Origin of the sequence: Actinoplanes sp. NPDC026623, from assembly GCF_040638275.1 — a bacterium.
In the GTDB taxonomy this organism is placed as follows: Bacteria; Actinomycetota; Actinomycetes; order Mycobacteriales; family Micromonosporaceae; genus Actinoplanes.
In genome coordinates this window covers 27,217-42,082 of record NZ_JBEZXZ010000003.1, presented here as the reverse complement: position 1 = coordinate 42,082, position 14,866 = coordinate 27,217, and the positions used below count along the sequence as shown (strand labels likewise).

The following is a 14,866-nucleotide window of genomic DNA, read 5'->3' as shown; positions in this document are numbered from 1 at the left end:
GCCCTACTCCGCCGGCGCCTGGTCGGCTGCGTCGCCGAGGGCCGGCGGTGTCCAGCCGAGCTCGTGCAACACGGTCGCGGTGGTGTCGTCGACGACCACCTCGGCCTCCACGTCAAGGGTGGCCTTGCGGGTGATCACGAAACGCAGTTCGAGGCGTGGCAGGGTGCCGGGGGTGGCGCGCAGGTCGATCCGGTTGATGGTGCCGGCCGGCACCGGGACGCCGTCGAGCGAGACAGCCGTGTTCTCGCCGGTGCCGATGATCTGGACGTGCGCGCGCATCAGGCGACCGCCCGGGCGACCGCGCCGGACGTCGGCCAACTGATGTCGAACTTGTTGACGCTGCCGACGTCGCCGGAAATCGGTGCGTAGGACTTGGGCAGTACCAGGCCGCCCCACTGCGGGTTGGTCGGCCCGGTTGCGGCAGACGTGGGCTTGACCGTGAACGGGATTGGCACCCGCCCGATGATCCAATTCCAGGTGAGTTCATCGAGGTCACCGCCGGCGTACTCGTTGAAGAACGCGGCGTTGAGTTTGGCGTCGAGCAGACCACCCGTGCGCTTCTTCCACTGGCCGCCGAACACGGTCACGTCGAGTTCGTCGACCTCGACTGGTAGTTCAACCTTGCTGGCCTTGGTGGTGACCGCCGTGCCGCCGAGGGTGAGGACGCAGTCGGTCAGGACGAGAATTCCGGTAGGCACGTGGTGGCTCCTTCAGGCGGGGGCGACGCCGAGGGTGGCGGCGAAGAGGAATGACGGCGTGCCGCCCGTGACGGTCCAGCGGACGCGGTAATGCGTGTCGGTGACCGGGCCGGCCGCGCGCAGCAGTTGCCCGGTCTGCGCCGCGGTGGCGGGGGCGAACGCGAGGCGCTGCACGGGGGTCGTGAAACCCGGGTTGTCGTCTGACTCGACGATCACGGAGAGAGCCGGTACGCCGGTCCCGCCGACGGAGAACACGTGCAGTGCGGCGTAAAGGTGCTGCCCGGCGGGGATACCGGCGGCGAACACGAGGTCGTCGCCGGTGCCGGCCGCGCTGCGCACGACGGTGTGCGGGTGCGCGACGCGGCCGCGGACCAGCGGGCCTGAACCGGCGAGGCTGGCGTCGAACGGCGCGAGCTTGCCGTGGTCGCCGAGGAAGCTGTACTTGCTTTCGAGGGTCTGCCCGGACCAGGCCAGATCACCCACGGCGCCGGTGCCTTTGACGAACGTCCAGACGTCGACGGCGCCGAGTCCGGACCACAGCGCGTCATCGACCTTGGACGGGTCGCCGGCGAACCAGTGCCCGGAAAACGCGGCCTTGAAGTCGAGGACCGTGGCCCGGCGTGCCTTCCACCCGGCGTCGGCGGGGTTGTCCGGCTCGAACACCGTGGCGTCGGCCTCGTCCGCCTCGACCGTGAATTCGACCTTGTTGGACTGGCCGGAGAAGTTCACCCCGGCGCCGAAGATCCGGGCGTTGATCAGTACGTCGGCCATCAGCCACGCCCCCACACGCGCACCGAAAATCTGGCGCCTAGGTAGTCGATGCCGCCGACGTCATAGACGCCGTAGCCGAACCGCTTGCCGACAATGAGCGCGTCGACCAGGCCGCCGAGCGTGCGATCGGCCTCCAGCGCCGCCTTGACCGAACCGGGGCCGCGCGGGCGTAGGAACCGGCGCAGCAGCGGGTGCGCGAGGTCGCCGTCGGACGCCCGGGAGACGTAGAGCCGGCAGGTGAACAGCGGCGACTCCAGCGCCCCGCCGTCATCGTCGGTGAAGGTTTCGTCGTCGCCGATCTCGACCTCACCGACCTCGAAGGTCGGCGGGTCGATCTCGTCGCGGGCGAAGCCGTGCGCATTGAGGGCGAGCGTCGGATGTCCGGAAGGGTCGTCGTAGGTGCAGGTACGGGCGGCCGCGGCGAGCGCCTCGGCGACCAGGTCGTAATCCACAGGGGCGCACTCCTAGGCCGCGGACGGAAGGCGGAAGGCGTCGAGCAGCGCGCGGACGTCCGGGTCGGACGCGGCGACCCGCACCGGCCCCCACTCGCCGACGCCCTCGACGCCGGTGGACGAGTCCTTGCGCTTGTAGAGCCGGTTGGCGAGAAGCTTGGTGGCCTCGCGGATGTCGGCTGGGATGGCCGGCCAACCCCATTCCGCGGTGACCCGCACCCGGTCGGTTCCCCACGTGTCCGTGTCGGCCAGCAGCGAGGTGACGGGCCGCAGCCGCTCAAGGGCGGTGTCGGGTTCCAGGTCGTAGACGGTGACTGTGCGCCAGCTACCGCCGCGGCCGGTGCGGACCTCGACCAGCGTCGGCGGCGCGGCGATGTCCTCGACGAGCAGCTCGTCGCCGTCGTCGCACACGGCGACCCGGTCGCGGACGCGAAACGAGCGGGCGACGGCCGCGGTCCGGTAGAAGATCCGGCCACCGCAGTACGTCTCGACCGCCCGTGACGCGCTTTCGAGGGCGTCGAGCAGCAGCGCGTCACGGCCGGTGTTCGTGCCGGCGGACATGCCGAGTTTGAACAGCTCAAGCGGGTAGTAGAGAACCGGCCCCGGGACAGTCACCGGGTCGGATCCGGCCGGCGCCGACGGGTCCGCGGTGCGGGCTCCTCGATCGGGGGTGCCGGCGTGGCTGGCTCGTCGATCGGGGCGGACGCCTGGGGCTCGTCGACGGCCGGGGCCGCCGGAGTGTCCTCGGCGATCGGAGCGTCCGCGATCGGCGCTGAGAGGACGGTCGGCGGCGGGCCGAACATCGATGGGTACGCCGCAACGAGCGGGTCATCCGCCCGGTACTCGTCGCCGAGGCCGATACGGACCTCGCGGCCGTCGAAGCCGACGAACGCGGTACCGCGGGCACGCACGATCGGGGCGGTGGGCTGGGACATGGGTAGGCCTCCGGGCGGGTCGGGCACGCCGCGGGCCAGGCCTCGACGTGGGCTGTCGGTGCCGGTGGGACTGCGCGGGGTGGCGCGCGGTGCAGTGCAACGCCGGGACGCGTCCGCAGCTGGGGCGAACCGATGCGAGGCGCCAAAACGGTCGGTTGCTGCGGGAGAGCATCCGCGAATGCCGAATTAATGCGTGCGATCATGAACCGCTTGTCGTTAGGATTCGCATCCCTGGCTGTAGCAGATCACCCGCGTTATCTGCCGAACGCCAACACGGTTCGGCCGCTTCTTAGGGTGGCCCGGTCCAAGGAGTTTTGTTGTGGCAACCAGTAGTACGTGGCGGGTGCTTCGATCACTTCGGCACGATCCGCCCGGGTTTGCCAATTCGAAAGGTGCGCGGCGAACCACGTTCCAGGCAGCGCTGGAGCAAAGTGAGCAGTTCGTTAAGGCTGCGGGCAACGCAGACTACGCCACCCGCGCGGTGCACCTGTTTTATGCGCTCTCGCAGGGTGGCCGGGCAGTCATTGCGGCTTCCCCTCGGATTGCTCAGGACTGGGCGGTCACGGGGCACGGCTTGAGTGCGGACACCAATGCAACGACTGTCGCAGACGTAACGGTCTATTCTGCGGGGGATGGAATCTTTCAGGCTGTTGCAAAGGTGCTGGCGTTTGATCCTTTGGTTCCGGATGAGAAGGTTAGTCTCGGTACGCTTTGGCCTTTAATTCCGGAAACCGGATCCGAGCCGCTGTCAAAGCAGGAGACGTTGTCGGCCTTAATGTTCGACCCTGGACCGTGGCCGCAGCACGGCCCGTACTGGGGTGCCTCCCTTGCCTGGATTCGGCCTCACGTGCGCACTGAATTCGGTGAGGATAAGGCAGGGTTAGCTAAGTTCTTTTCCCAATACCCGGCGCTTGCGGGTGTTGCCTGGGATGCGCGCCAAGAATTTCGATTTCAAGATCTCATGCCGGCTGGACTGGGCATAGATTTGGTATGGGAGCTAGGCGACGGAGATCGTCCGGCAATCCTCCAAAATGGTTCAGGTATGGTGGCCCACTACGGCTCCAGGTCGCGCGACTGGAAGTTCATTACGCCGCCGGTTGGATCGATGGCTAGACCTCTCCACCCTGTTCTCGCTTGGTGGTGCGTATTGCTCGGCTTGTCGTCACTGGCGCGGTATGAACCAGCAAAATGGTCCCGAATGATCGATATCAACACGTCTCCGCATGCAACGGCAATCGAGCACATCCTCGACGATGCTGTCGAGCGGATTCCCGAGATGCTGCAAAATATCTTGCTTAACATCGACGACCCGGGTTAGTCGCGGGTGCGGCGGCCGGCTGCCGCCGGCCAGATGAACTCGATCCAGCAATGCTCGACGAACGGCCCGACCCGCCAGTCGGGCCGTTCGTCGTTGCGTGCTCAGCCGAGCGGCGTGACGGCCGGGGCGGTGGAGAGCTGAAGCAGCCGGAACGCGTCGACGTCGACGACGTCGGAGCCGACGCGCCAGAACGCCGCCCAGCCGGCCTTGCCGTTGGCGCGGCCGTTGGCGCCCTTGAGCATCGGGTCGTACTGCACGCTCATCCCGACGCGGTCGACGATCACGAAGTGTTCGAAGTTGCCGGCGAGCAGCACGTTGGCGCCGGCCGCGACGGTGCTGGTCATGCTCGACGCCTCGTTCGCCGACGCGCCGAGCAGGTTCGCGGGGATGCCGACGCCCATGTCGGCCCAGAACGCCGAGCCGCCAGACGCGTCGAGCTGCTTGACCTTGTTGTAGATCCGCTTGTGGGCGAGCCACTGCGCCCGGTCGGAGTCCCGCGCGCGCAGCGAATCGGAAACGGCGTACACGTCGGCCTGCGCGAGCGCGCCGTTGGCCGCGGACGCGACCAGGCACCCGGCCACGCTGGCGATCTTGGCGACGACACCGCGCGGGCGGGTCGCGCCGACGTTGCCGGTGGCGAACGCCTGCCCCTCGTGGATCTGCTTCTGATCGGCCAGGAGCCGGCCCAGCGATGAGGCGAACCCGGAGTCGGCGAGCATCTGGTAGGTGCCCTCGACCCAGATGTCCGCGGCCTGCGGGGTGATCGTGGGCTGGCCGAAGGTCGGCGACCCGTCGGGGAACTCGCCGCCCTCAGCGGTCCACGCCGAGCTGACACCGGCGGACGTGACGCCGTTCCACGTGTCGGTGGCGATCTGCTTGATCGTGGACAGCCGGCGCAGCGGGTCGACGATGCCCGCGTTGGTCAGGATGATCGTCGGGTCCAGGGTGAACGGCACCAAGTAGCCGCCTTGGGCGTCGACGAGGGTCATGGTGGCGCGCAGGATCTCGCCCGGGTGCCCGTCGCGCATGTACGCCCGGAACGCCTCGTGATACTCGGCGGAACCGGTGCACAGCACGTGCCGGGCGATGTGCCCTGCCTGCCGGTTCTCGTCGCCGTCGTCGACTGTCACGAGGTCCTCGACGTGCGCGCGGGCCACATCGGTCATGTGCGCCGGTGCCCGGTCGATGGCGTAGCGGGCTCGCTCGATGACGTCGCCGTCGTCGAAGCGACCGGCGCGGACCAGGTCGAGCCGGTCGTAGATGCTCTCGTCGGAACGCTTGATGTGCGGCGCCCCGAACCTGCCGCCCCGGGTGATCTCCTTGGCCGGGCGGCGGGCGCCGTCGCCGGGCTCGGCGTCCGGCCCGTCGAGCGCCCGGGAGAGGATCTCGGTGCGCTGCGCGGCCTGCTTGGTGGCTTCGTCGAGCTCCGCGTTGAGGGCCTCCCACTCGGCGGGGATGGTGTCCGCGGCGCGGGTGACCTGCTCGTCGGTGGGCTCGTCGAGCTCGCCGAGTTCGGCGAGCTCGCTCTGAAGCGCGACCATGGCCGCGCGGATGATCTCGGGCTTACGAACCTTGGGCATTGCTGCTCGCTCCTAGGTGCAGGTTCGCCAGGCGCACACGCGCGCGGGCGATGGCGAGCCGACCGGAGTGCCCGGATTCTGCGGGCGGGTCCTCGGCGCCGGATCCCGATCGGTCGGGAGTGGCGGGTGCCGCGTCCGGGTCGTCACCGAGACGCTGGTCTCGGTTCGGAGTGGCTGCGGTGAGCGCGCGCACGAGGTCGGCGCGCGCGTCGGGGTCGAGGGCGGCGAGCTCGCCGGCGATGTCGGTGATCGACCGCACGGCGAGGATCTCGGCGCCCGCGTAGATCGGGGCGGGGGTAGGGCCGTATTCGGAGAGGCCGAGCTCGTGGCGGACCACGCGGGGCAGCTTGCCGCCGGGGCCGGGTCGCGGGATGCGACCGTTTGGCGATGAGCGGATGATCCGGCCGCGGAAGCTCTGGCCGCGGATCTCCTGATTGCGGATCGACTCCAGCACCTGATCGGCGACGGGCCCGCGGTTGTAGCGGCTGACGGTGCGCAGGCCGCGGCCGTCGACACGGACATCGACCGCCCGGGCGATCGGCACGGACAGCGCGGCGTCGGGTTTGCCGGTGAGCGGGTTGACGCCGTGGTTATAGAACACGCCGATCCGGTCGATGCCGTGCGACAGAGTGCGGTTGAACGCTGCCCGGTTGATCTCTTCCTGGTAGTGGCCGTGTTGGTCGCGGACCTCAGTCGGCTCGTCGAACACCGCGGCGTACGCCTCGACGGTCCTGCCGTCGCCGCTGCGCAGGATCTCGATACCGTCGAGCGCGAACGTGCGGTCGTAGGTCAGGTGCACGTCACGGCTCCTTCGCGGTGTCGTCGTCGTGGTCGACGACGCCGGGCGCCGGTGGCCGTTCGGCGAGATACGCGCTGACCCACGCCAGTGCGAGCGCAAGCGCACGTTCGGCCGGGGTGCGCTGCGCGGCGTACGGGCAGGCCGTCACGGGGCCGCCGGCCGCGGCGGTGGCGTGGCCGGCGGCGCCCGCGGCGTCGAGCTCAGTTCGGGTCGGCACCGGTCACACTCCAAAGTCGCGGCCATTGCCGCCTAGCCGGATCTGATCGAGCTCGGCGCCGTCGCCGCCGTAGATCCGGTGCCGGAATTCGGTGAAGGTGACGCGGCCGCCGTTGTCCTCCCACCAGCGTTTGAGTTCCTCGCTGGCGTGCTTACGGGCGCGCACGGCCGGGCCGGAGAACAGCGACACCGGGTGGATGCCACGCACGGTCGCTTCGCCGGTGAGCAGGTGCCCGCGGGTTTCGGTCTCCGCAGCGAGGTACCGCAGGTGCGTCCACTCGTCGTAGGCGCGGCGGACGGCTTGCCGGCGGGTCTCCCCGGCGCGGCGCTCGGCGTCGATGAGCGCGAAACGCTGCTCACGGCGCAGCTTCTCGGAGTCACGGCCGTAGACGTCGGCGTACGCGGCGAGGTAGTCAGCGCCCGCAGCAACAAGATCGGTGATCCGGTCCTGGCGCTGCCGTTCGGCGGCGTCGCGGCGGTCCCACTCGTCACCGATGCGCTCGAAGGCGCGTTCGTCGGGTGCCGGCTCGTGGTGGATGTCGGCGAACAGCGAGTCGAGCCGCTCGTCGCGGAGCTTGCCGAGCGGGATCAGCCCGTCGGCGATGTCCGGTGAGGCGATCTTGCGGAATCGGCCGCGGTGGTCCCGCGGGTGCAGGTCCGCATCGAAGCCGCGCAGCAGCTCGAGCCGTTCCTCGGCGTCGAGTGGCTCACCCAGCCACGCCCGCATGAGCAGGTCGGCGAACCGTGCCCGTGCGGTGTGGCCGTCGTCGCCGGCGTCAGCGTCCCCGCCGTCGCGGGCGTCCGGGTCGTCGTCCTGGTCCTCGTCGTCGCCCGGGTCGGTGCCGACAGTCGCCGCACCCGGCGGCGCCGTAGCGGCCGGTGTCGGTTCGTCGGCGCCGGGTGGGCGGAGCTGCACGGAGTAGAGCCCGGAGTGGTCCAACTGCGACAGGTCGCCGGAGGCGACGTACGAGACGGCGCTTTGCCAGGTGAAGCCGGCCGCGGTCAGCGTCGACAGGGTGCCGGCGTTGGTCTGCGCGGTCTGTGCGGCTTCCTGCTCGGACTCTTGCAGGGCGGCGATGTCGGTGACGTCGTACCAGAGCTCGCAGCCCTCGGGGATGTCGACGAGGGTGGCGAGGGCGGCGAACGCGCCGCGCCAGAGCGGCCGCATGGTCTGATCGGCGAACCGGCGCAACGCTTGCCGGTACATCGACCACGCGGCGCTGTCCAGGCCCTCTTTGAGGCCGGCGACGATGGCGGGGACCTGCGCGGCGACGGCCATCCGGTTCTCGCCGGCGGCTTGCAGCTCGTCGAACTGCACGTCGCGCATCTGCGCGCCCACGACCTGTAGGTCGGCGCCCTCGTCGAGAATCAGCGTCCGGCCGGCCTTCTCGGGGCCGCCGTGCCGGGCGTTGATCCGGTCACCGATCCGCTTGACCTGCTCCGGCGACATTTTCCCGCTGTACTTGATGACCATGTTCGGCGTGGCCGCGTTGCGGAAGAACATCTCCCGGTGCTCGGTCATCGACAGATCCGCGTTCAGCTCCCGCATCGCCGGGGTGATCCAGGAGACACCGCGCCAGTTCGCCAGGGGGTCCGGGATCGGCGCCCAGTGCGCCACCTCGGAGATCGGGAAGAAGTCGATGTCGCGGTCGGGGTCGCCGACCGGGTCGTAAACCACGCCGATGACCGTGCGCAACTGGTGGCCGTCGTCGGCCTCGACGACCTCGCTGACGATGGTGACCCAGTCCGGGCGCAGCCGCTCCAACTGGTCGCCGGCATCACGCACGTACGCGTTACCGGCAAGCGAGGCGTCTTGCTCCATGCGGGCGAGCAGGTCGGCGAGCGTGCCGTTGGGCCACGGCCGTTCCAGCTTGTCCAGCGCGTCCGTGCGTTCCAGCTTCTTCGTGTCGCGGTTGCGGAACGTCGCGCGGGCCTCGGTGAACAGCAGCATCCGGGCCAACATCAGCCCGAAGATCACGGAGTTGCCCGCGAACGCCTTCTCCGCGAACTGCTGATAGCTGCTGAGGACGCGTTCGGCGTTGGGCTCGCCGTAGGTCTGGAACATGCCGGCCCACGCCTGCCGGGCGGCCTGCCGGGCGCCACCGCTGCGGAGTTTGGCCCATGCCTGCCGCATGGTGTCGAGCACCGACACGGGGCCTCCTACCAGGTCAGACGTAGTAGGCCCCGGGCTCGAAATCGGCGGCGAGCGCGTCGACGCACTCGTAAAAGGCCCACCGGGCGTTACTGCCGGCCACGAGCGGGCTGATGTCGCAGGAGGCCAGACGCCGGCCCCACGCGACGGCGTCGCCCAGGGGCCTGAATTTGGCGCCGGTGACGGCGTCGTTGAGCGCCGGGTCGTTGGTGTGGCGCATCCGCAGTCCGCGGGACGCGTCGACGAACTGGCCGACGCTGGCGGCGACGTCGCGGGTCTTCAACAGCACGATGTCGCCGCGGGTGTGCGGCACCTCGGCCCGGCGGGCGAACCCCTCCGCTACGCGGCGTCGCTCGCGTTCCTCGGCGGTCAGGATGCCGGCCTTACGCAGGTCGTCGAGCAGCGCGGCGGCGCTGCCGGCACTGTCGACACCGATGGCGACCGGGTCGAGTTGCTCGATCAGTTCGAGCAGCCGAGCAATGATCCAGTCGGTGCCGGTGGCGTAGGAGACCACCTTGAGGTGGCCGAGTCCGTCGGCGCGGTGGCCGTAGAGCAGGATCGCGGCGCGGTCGCGCATCGGCGTCACGTCCAGGCCGAGCGCGACGTCACCGGCGCGTTTGCTGGCCGGGTCGCACATCGCCACCCAGACCCGCGGGTCGATCGGCGGCGGGTCTTTCCTCGCTACCCGGGCGGGCCAGATGCCGAGCCGTTCCCGGGCGAACCCGGGGTCGGTCATGGCCCGGCGTTCCCGGTCGGTGAACCGCTGCGTGATCCGGTAGCCGTGCGCCGGGTTGGCCCGGCGGTGGTTCGCCCGGTCGTCGAGATCGATCTCCGGGCGTGCGCAGTCAGTCTTGCAACTGGCGCTGTGCGCCAGGTGGTCCAGGTCGCCGGCGAGGCCGAAGTCGACGTAGGCGAGCTCCGGGGCCGGCGGCGGTACCGGGTCGTCGGGGTGGTCCGGGTCGGGTTCGGGCTCGCCGCGGTCGCGGATGCCGAACATGACCTCGCCGGACTCGTACGACAGCGGCGGCGAGCTTGCGTAGATGATCTGCGGGTTGTCGCGTGCCGACATGGTCGGCATCAACGCCTCGATGATCTCCGGCGTCAACGCGAACGCCTCATCGAGGATGATCAGGTCGCCGGAGAAGCCGCGGCCGCTGCCTTTGCTGCGGGCGATGAAGCGGATGCGCTGGCCGGTGTCGAGGCGCTCGACGCCTTCCTCGCCGTTGGTATTGGTCACCTTGACCCGGATCACGGTCGGCTGGCCGTGCTCGTCGGGCGGGCCGTCGATCTCGTACAGGGTGTCGGAGACCTTGCGGCCGAGCTTGCCGAGACAGGTCAGCAGCCGGCGGAACGCCTCCAGGGCGGTCTTGTACTCGTGCGCCGAGTGCATGATCAGTTGCTCGCCGAGCAGGAACAGCCCGGCCAACTCGCGGGCCTCGATGATCGCGCCCTTGCCGTTCTGCCGCGACACCCAGAGCGCGACCTCGAACGCGGTGTAGCGGCCGGCGGCGTCGACACCGAGCGAGGCAGTGAGGATGTCGTCCTGCCACGGGTCGAGCACCAGCCCGGCGGCCGCGGCCAGGTCCCGGGCGAGCGGGCCGTAGGTGTAGGCGTACGGCGGGACGACCCGGACGCGGGGCTTACCCTGCTCGGGGTCCAGCGCGGACGGCGCGGCCGATGATGCTGGAGACACCGGCGGGCACCTCCGCAGCAGTCGGCGGCGGGGCCGGGACGGGCTTGCCGGTCGGCGCGGTGGCGCCGGCGGTGCGCAGCCGCAGTTCGGCGACGATGCTCGTGAGTCGGCCTTGTTGCTGGCGGGCCTCGGATAGCGCGGCGTCGATCACGACGGCGACCTCGCTGCGGTCTTCGAGCTCCGCGGCGAGGGTGATCCACTCGTTGCCCTTGCCGCGGATGACACCATCGAGGCGCTCAAGCCGGTCAGCGGTACGGCACGCCTCGGCCAACAGCAGCAGCTCAAGCGGACCGAGCCGCGACCCCGGGCCTGCGGCAACTTCCCGCCAGAGCTTGCGTCCACGTCCTTCCAGGCCGACAGGCATATCGGACATGGATTCACCTCCCCTGGCACAGCACGGCGTGCGGGCAGGGGCGGAGAGCATTGAACTTGACCGGACGGTAGTCCCGCTGACCGACACGCTCCGGTACCGTCGCAATGTGCGCTGCTATCTGATCGCAGAACATCCCACCGACCTAAGCTCCGTACGTGAGGTGTTGTCGGATCTCGGCGTGGAGGTCGTAGAACCCGCCCAAGCCTTTGATGCCGCAACTCTCCCGAGGAGAGGCTGGCTCCCGACAGTCGACATGGTGTGCGCAATCTTCCCAGCCGATCATGGCTGGGAGACGCCAGCGTCTCTGTACCTTGAGCTGGGCGAGGCCGTTGGTGCCGGAATACCTGTCTTGCTGTTCGTTGAGCCGCCACGCCGCCTTGACGCAGCATTATTCTCGCTGCCAGTGGCGCGTATCCCCACCAACAATAGAGTCGCCCTAGCTAGCCAGTTCAGCCTGTTTCTTCAGTCGGTTGGAAAGTCGTCAGAACTGGCCATACCACCCCGACGGACAGACTCCTTCGATCTAAAACTGATTAGTCGAGAACTGGCCGAACTCCGTCAGGATTTTGAGATCTCCGGTTTCGGCGAGGCGATCCAATCAACGGCACGACGTCTTGAAGATCTTGCCTTACGACTTTTCAAGGCATCGGGGGCGGAGGTTGTAGCAACCTCTGACGACGAGGGAATTGGCGACATGGCCGCCTGGGTGCCCGGAACCGAGCGATTCATTCCGGGACCACTGCTTGTTGAGGTGAAAATTCTTCGCAAGGGGCCAGTTGCACGAGAAACCCTCGAAAAGCTACAGCTCTACGCCCTCACGCGCGATGCTCCCTGGTCCCTGCTGCTCTACTATAGATGGAAGCCAGCCGGTCGGATTAGCAATCCAAAGGGTGGAGCATGGCCGAACGTAATAGTGCTTGACATCGAAGAACTTACTCGTCGCCTGCGTCACGAACCGCTAGCAACGGTGCTGAATAACGAGCGCAACGCCATTATTCACGGACTGGACCGCTAAATGGCGAGCATGTTTGAAGCCAGAGTTGCCACATACCTGCGTCGCGCAGGCGACCCTGGCAGCACTCCGGAGCGTCGCGGAAGACGCTACGAGAATCTGCTCTCATACTTGCTGGAATCCGTTCCTGGCTGCCAGGTGCAACGCAATACTCTCAACTATTACGGAACCGAAGAGGTCGACATCACTGTCGCTAACGAGAAGGTTCAAGGTGGGCTTCGGATGCTCCCCGAGATATTTCTCGTAGAGTGCAAGAATTGGTCAAACCCAGTCGACAGCACCACGCTCGGGTATTTCGTCAATGTGCTAGCAGATCGAGGATGCTCTCTTGGCGTGCTAGCTGCGGCCAACGGAATAACCGGACACCAGGAACACAGAGGCCGGGCTCACGCGATTGGCGCGGCCGCGCTCGTTCGTGGGATACGGATCCTTTTGATCACCACTGAAGACCTCGGAAAGCTGGAGGGTCCGAGCGACTTGGTCGCCTTGCTCCACCAACGCAATCTTGCACTCACTGCACATGGATCGGTCCACTTGGGGTAGCCGATGACACCACCTTTCCCCACCCCCGCGGGGGGATAGATGGGAGACCCTGGGCGTGGGGTCAGCCGGGCGCGTACGCCGAAACTTCGACCCCCGCCCCCGTCATAGGGCGCTCACGTCGACGTGGATGTCGAAGGTCATGGGCTTAAGCGCTGCCCCGTCGCGCGCCAAGGCGTGGCGCACCCGCGCGCCCTTGCGTCCGTTGCAGCGTCGATGCGCGAGGCGTAGGCCGGCTCTGTCGAGTGGCGCCCCGCCTAGTTGTCGCTCGTGCACGTGGTCAGCAGTGCGGGACATGGGGTGCGTACGCGGCAGGGATTGGTCGACGTAGCCGCCGCACAGGTAGCAGTGGGTCTCTTCCGCGAAGACCTGATGAGTGAGCCTGCGGTACGGGCGCCCCTTGAGACCGGTGGGCATAGCGACCCCCGTGGAGAAGGCGCCTTGAGGCCGTGAATTGGACCGGCTTGCGACGAGGCCACGGCTACCGGTTGCGCGTCCCTGGTAACCCCTGACGGGGGCGCTCACGCCGGTGTGGCGGCCTGGTCCTCGGCGTGGGAGAGCTGGCCGGCGGTAGCCGCCGCCCAGTGCGGGTCGATCTCGACGCCGACGAACCGGCGCCCCTCGGCCAGCGCGGCGACGCCGGTAGAGCCGGAGCCGGTGAACGGGTCGAGAACGGTTCCGTCGGGAGGGGCGATGCGCACGAGCTCGCGTAACAGCTCGACGGGCTTTTCGGTGATGTGCACGCGGTTGCGGGGCGTGTTGAGCACGTAGTGCCCGTTCAGGGCGTACGGCAGGGTGTCGAGCGGGCGGGGGCCGTGGGTGCCCCAGACCAGGTACTCGGTGTTGTTGGCGAATCGGCCCGGCACTCGGCGCCCGTTGGGTTTGCACCATGCGACGACGCCGCGCCAGACCAGGCCCGCGGCTTGGACGGCATCGGTGACGGTCGGCAGTTGCCGCCAATCGGTGAACACGGCGACGACCCCGCCGGGTCGGGTGATCCGTGCGGCCTCGGTGAGCCACAACGTTGACCAGAAGGCGTAACCGCGTTGATCGCGGGTGTCGCCGATGAAGGCCGGCAACGTCTGCCCGCTGATGCTGTCGTTGTTGACGTATTTGGTGTGCACGCTGGCGGTGCGGTCGCCGCGGACCATGCCGCCGGAGGAGTAGGGCGGATCGGCGATGACGGCGTCGACGCTGCCGGTGTCCAGGCCGGCGAGGACGGTGCGGGCGTCGCCGAGGAACAGGCGGGCCCGGTCGCTCGCGTAGTAGGAGGTGAGCACGGTTCGAGTCACCTCCGTCAGATTGGGTGGTGCGCGCCCGGCCTGCCCGCGGGGTCGACGCTGCGGCCCGTGGGGTTGTGGTGTGGTGCCCGGTGCGACCGGGGCGGGCCGGGCGCGGCCACGACAAAGCCCCGCGGGCCGAATCGGCGCCGCGGGGCTTGAGTGTCGGTCAGTGGGTAGAATCCACCAACTTGACGTTTACGATCTCCCACCCGCTCCTATCTGGTCAATCCCTTAACGGTGTGCTCTACGTCACGCGGGTCGTAGTAGGTGCGTCCTTGATGGACGTAGCGGCGCCAGCCGTGCCGGTGCGCGAGCCGGTACACCGCGGGCACACCGCGGCGGATCATGGCGGCGGCCTCGTCCGCGGCGAGCCACCTCATGCGGCGGCTCGCATCGCTCGGCGCAGCCGCGGCCATTCCGGCATGGACCATTCGTGCGCGGCGGTGGTGTCGCATGCTGCCGCGGACGGCAGGACGGCGGCCGGGTCGCGCACGATCGCGTGGACGGTGCCGCCGCAGTCGGGCACCGGGCACGCGCCGAGCTCGACGCGGCGCACCGGGTTGGGGTAGGCGCCCCGGTAGGCGATGCGGCGCGCGTCGGCGATCTCGTCGGCGGCGTCGCCCGCGGCCGGGTACGCGGCGAGCCAATCGACGTGCCGGCGCAGCCACCGGGCGAGCACCGCGGCGTCGCGGCGGGGCGGGCGTAGCCGCCGCTCGTGCGCGACCAGCACGGACCAGCAGGTCAGCACCGGCAGGATCTCGGTACGGGCGTACGCCGCGGCGATGTTCAGGGGCAGGGCGCGTTCCCTACTGCCGGACACGACCGGGCCGGCCGCGTTGCCGCCGGTCGTGGCCAGCGCGGATTCCAGATCGGCGCAGATGTCGGGCAGCCGGTCGAGGTCGCCGGCGAGCCGGTCGCGGCAGGCCCAGCACAGCAGCAGGCCGGGCGCCGCCGGGTGGGGCTCGCGTTCGCCGGTATCGGGGTTGCGCCAGCAGCGCGGAGATTCGCACAGGTGGAAAGACACGCGGGTGTTCCTCCTTCAAG

At 68.9% G+C, this 14,866-nt stretch carries 18 protein-coding genes; 3 read left to right on the top strand and 15 right to left on the bottom strand.

Annotated elements, in window-relative coordinates; translation table 11 throughout:
- Positions 1–3: 3 nt before the first annotated feature.
- From AB0F10_RS01580 to AB0F10_RS01555, 6 genes are read right to left on the bottom strand one after another with little or no spacing between them, the layout of a single operon-like run.
- The gene (locus AB0F10_RS01580; RefSeq protein ID WP_360619806.1) at positions 4–279 is read right to left on the bottom strand and encodes a hypothetical protein; all 276 of its coding nucleotides are present in this window, start codon (positions 277–279) and stop codon (positions 4–6) included.
- A complete protein-coding gene (locus AB0F10_RS01575) occupies positions 279–698 on the bottom strand; it encodes a hypothetical protein (protein ID WP_360619804.1) in 420 nt (139 codons plus the stop codon). The genes AB0F10_RS01580 and AB0F10_RS01575 overlap by 1 nt, the downstream gene beginning before the upstream one ends.
- 12 nt (positions 699–710) lie before the next feature.
- Positions 711–1,469, bottom strand: a complete 759-nt coding sequence (locus AB0F10_RS01570) for a hypothetical protein (protein ID WP_360619802.1) — start codon at positions 1,467–1,469, stop codon at positions 711–713.
- Complete coding sequence (locus AB0F10_RS01565) at positions 1,469–1,921, bottom strand: hypothetical protein (protein ID WP_360619800.1); 453 nt, start codon at positions 1,919–1,921, stop codon at positions 1,469–1,471. Before AB0F10_RS01565 ends, AB0F10_RS01570 begins: the two co-directional genes overlap by 1 nt.
- A 12-nt stretch (positions 1,922–1,933) precedes the next feature.
- Positions 1,934–2,536, bottom strand: a complete 603-nt coding sequence (locus AB0F10_RS01560; RefSeq protein WP_360619798.1) for a hypothetical protein — start codon at positions 2,534–2,536, stop codon at positions 1,934–1,936.
- Positions 2,533–2,856 carry a hypothetical protein gene (locus AB0F10_RS01555; protein WP_360619796.1) on the bottom strand — a complete coding sequence of 108 codons (324 nt, stop codon included), beginning with the start codon at positions 2,854–2,856 and terminating at the stop codon, positions 2,533–2,535. Before AB0F10_RS01555 ends, AB0F10_RS01560 begins: the two co-directional genes overlap by 4 nt.
- Before the next feature lie 319 nt (positions 2,857–3,175).
- Between AB0F10_RS01555 and AB0F10_RS01550 the strand changes: the two genes are divergently transcribed.
- Complete coding sequence (locus tag AB0F10_RS01550) at positions 3,176–4,174, top strand: YaaC family protein (protein WP_360619794.1); 999 nt, start codon at positions 3,176–3,178, stop codon at positions 4,172–4,174.
- Positions 4,175–4,275: 101 nt separating this feature from the next.
- Here the strand turns inward: AB0F10_RS01550 and AB0F10_RS01545 are convergent, their stop codons facing one another.
- The 6 genes from AB0F10_RS01545 to AB0F10_RS01520 are packed head-to-tail and all read right to left on the bottom strand — an operon-like array spanning position 4,276 to position 10,987.
- On the bottom strand, positions 4,276–5,754 hold the full coding sequence (locus AB0F10_RS01545; protein ID WP_360619792.1) for a phage major capsid protein: 1,479 nt from the start codon (positions 5,752–5,754) through the stop codon (positions 4,276–4,278).
- A complete protein-coding gene (locus AB0F10_RS01540) occupies positions 5,738–6,553 on the bottom strand; it encodes an HK97 family phage prohead protease (protein ID WP_360619790.1) in 816 nt (271 codons plus the stop codon). Before AB0F10_RS01540 ends, AB0F10_RS01545 begins: the two co-directional genes overlap by 17 nt.
- Before the next feature lies 1 nt (position 6,554).
- Positions 6,555–6,770 (bottom strand): hypothetical protein, encoded by a 216-nt coding sequence (locus AB0F10_RS01535; RefSeq protein WP_360619788.1) that lies wholly within the window; start codon positions 6,768–6,770, stop codon positions 6,555–6,557.
- 3 nt (positions 6,771–6,773) lie between these two features.
- Entirely contained in the window at positions 6,774–8,921 is a 2,148-nt protein-coding gene (locus AB0F10_RS01530) for a phage portal protein (RefSeq protein WP_360619786.1), read from the bottom strand.
- Between the two features lie 16 nt (positions 8,922–8,937).
- The gene (locus tag AB0F10_RS01525) at positions 8,938–10,614 is read right to left on the bottom strand and encodes a hypothetical protein (RefSeq protein WP_360619785.1); all 1,677 of its coding nucleotides are present in this window, start codon (positions 10,612–10,614) and stop codon (positions 8,938–8,940) included.
- Entirely contained in the window at positions 10,562–10,987 is a 426-nt protein-coding gene (locus AB0F10_RS01520) for a hypothetical protein (protein WP_360619784.1), read from the bottom strand. The genes AB0F10_RS01525 and AB0F10_RS01520 overlap by 53 nt, the downstream gene beginning before the upstream one ends.
- On the opposite strand from AB0F10_RS01520, the gene AB0F10_RS01515 reads away from it, so the two are divergent.
- Positions 10,986–12,002 (top strand): hypothetical protein, encoded by a 1,017-nt coding sequence (locus tag AB0F10_RS01515; RefSeq protein WP_360619783.1) that lies wholly within the window; start codon positions 10,986–10,988, stop codon positions 12,000–12,002. The two genes, AB0F10_RS01520 and AB0F10_RS01515, sit on opposite strands and share 2 nt — an antisense overlap.
- Positions 12,003–12,542, top strand: a complete 540-nt coding sequence (locus tag AB0F10_RS01510; protein ID WP_360619781.1) for a restriction endonuclease — start codon at positions 12,003–12,005, stop codon at positions 12,540–12,542.
- A 518-nt stretch (positions 12,543–13,060) separates the two neighbouring features.
- Here AB0F10_RS01510 and AB0F10_RS01505 read toward each other — a convergent pair.
- From AB0F10_RS01505 to AB0F10_RS01495, 3 genes are all read right to left on the bottom strand, one after another.
- Positions 13,061–13,831 (bottom strand): site-specific DNA-methyltransferase, encoded by a 771-nt coding sequence (locus AB0F10_RS01505; protein WP_360619779.1) that lies wholly within the window; start codon positions 13,829–13,831, stop codon positions 13,061–13,063.
- A gap of 206 nt (positions 13,832–14,037) precedes the next feature.
- On the bottom strand, positions 14,038–14,202 hold the full coding sequence (locus tag AB0F10_RS01500; RefSeq protein ID WP_360619777.1) for a hypothetical protein: 165 nt from the start codon (positions 14,200–14,202) through the stop codon (positions 14,038–14,040).
- Positions 14,199–14,846, bottom strand: coding sequence for a hypothetical protein (locus AB0F10_RS01495; RefSeq protein WP_360619775.1), 648 nt, complete (start codon positions 14,844–14,846; stop codon positions 14,199–14,201). Before AB0F10_RS01495 ends, AB0F10_RS01500 begins: the two co-directional genes overlap by 4 nt.
- Between the last annotated feature and the right edge of the window lie 20 nt (positions 14,847–14,866).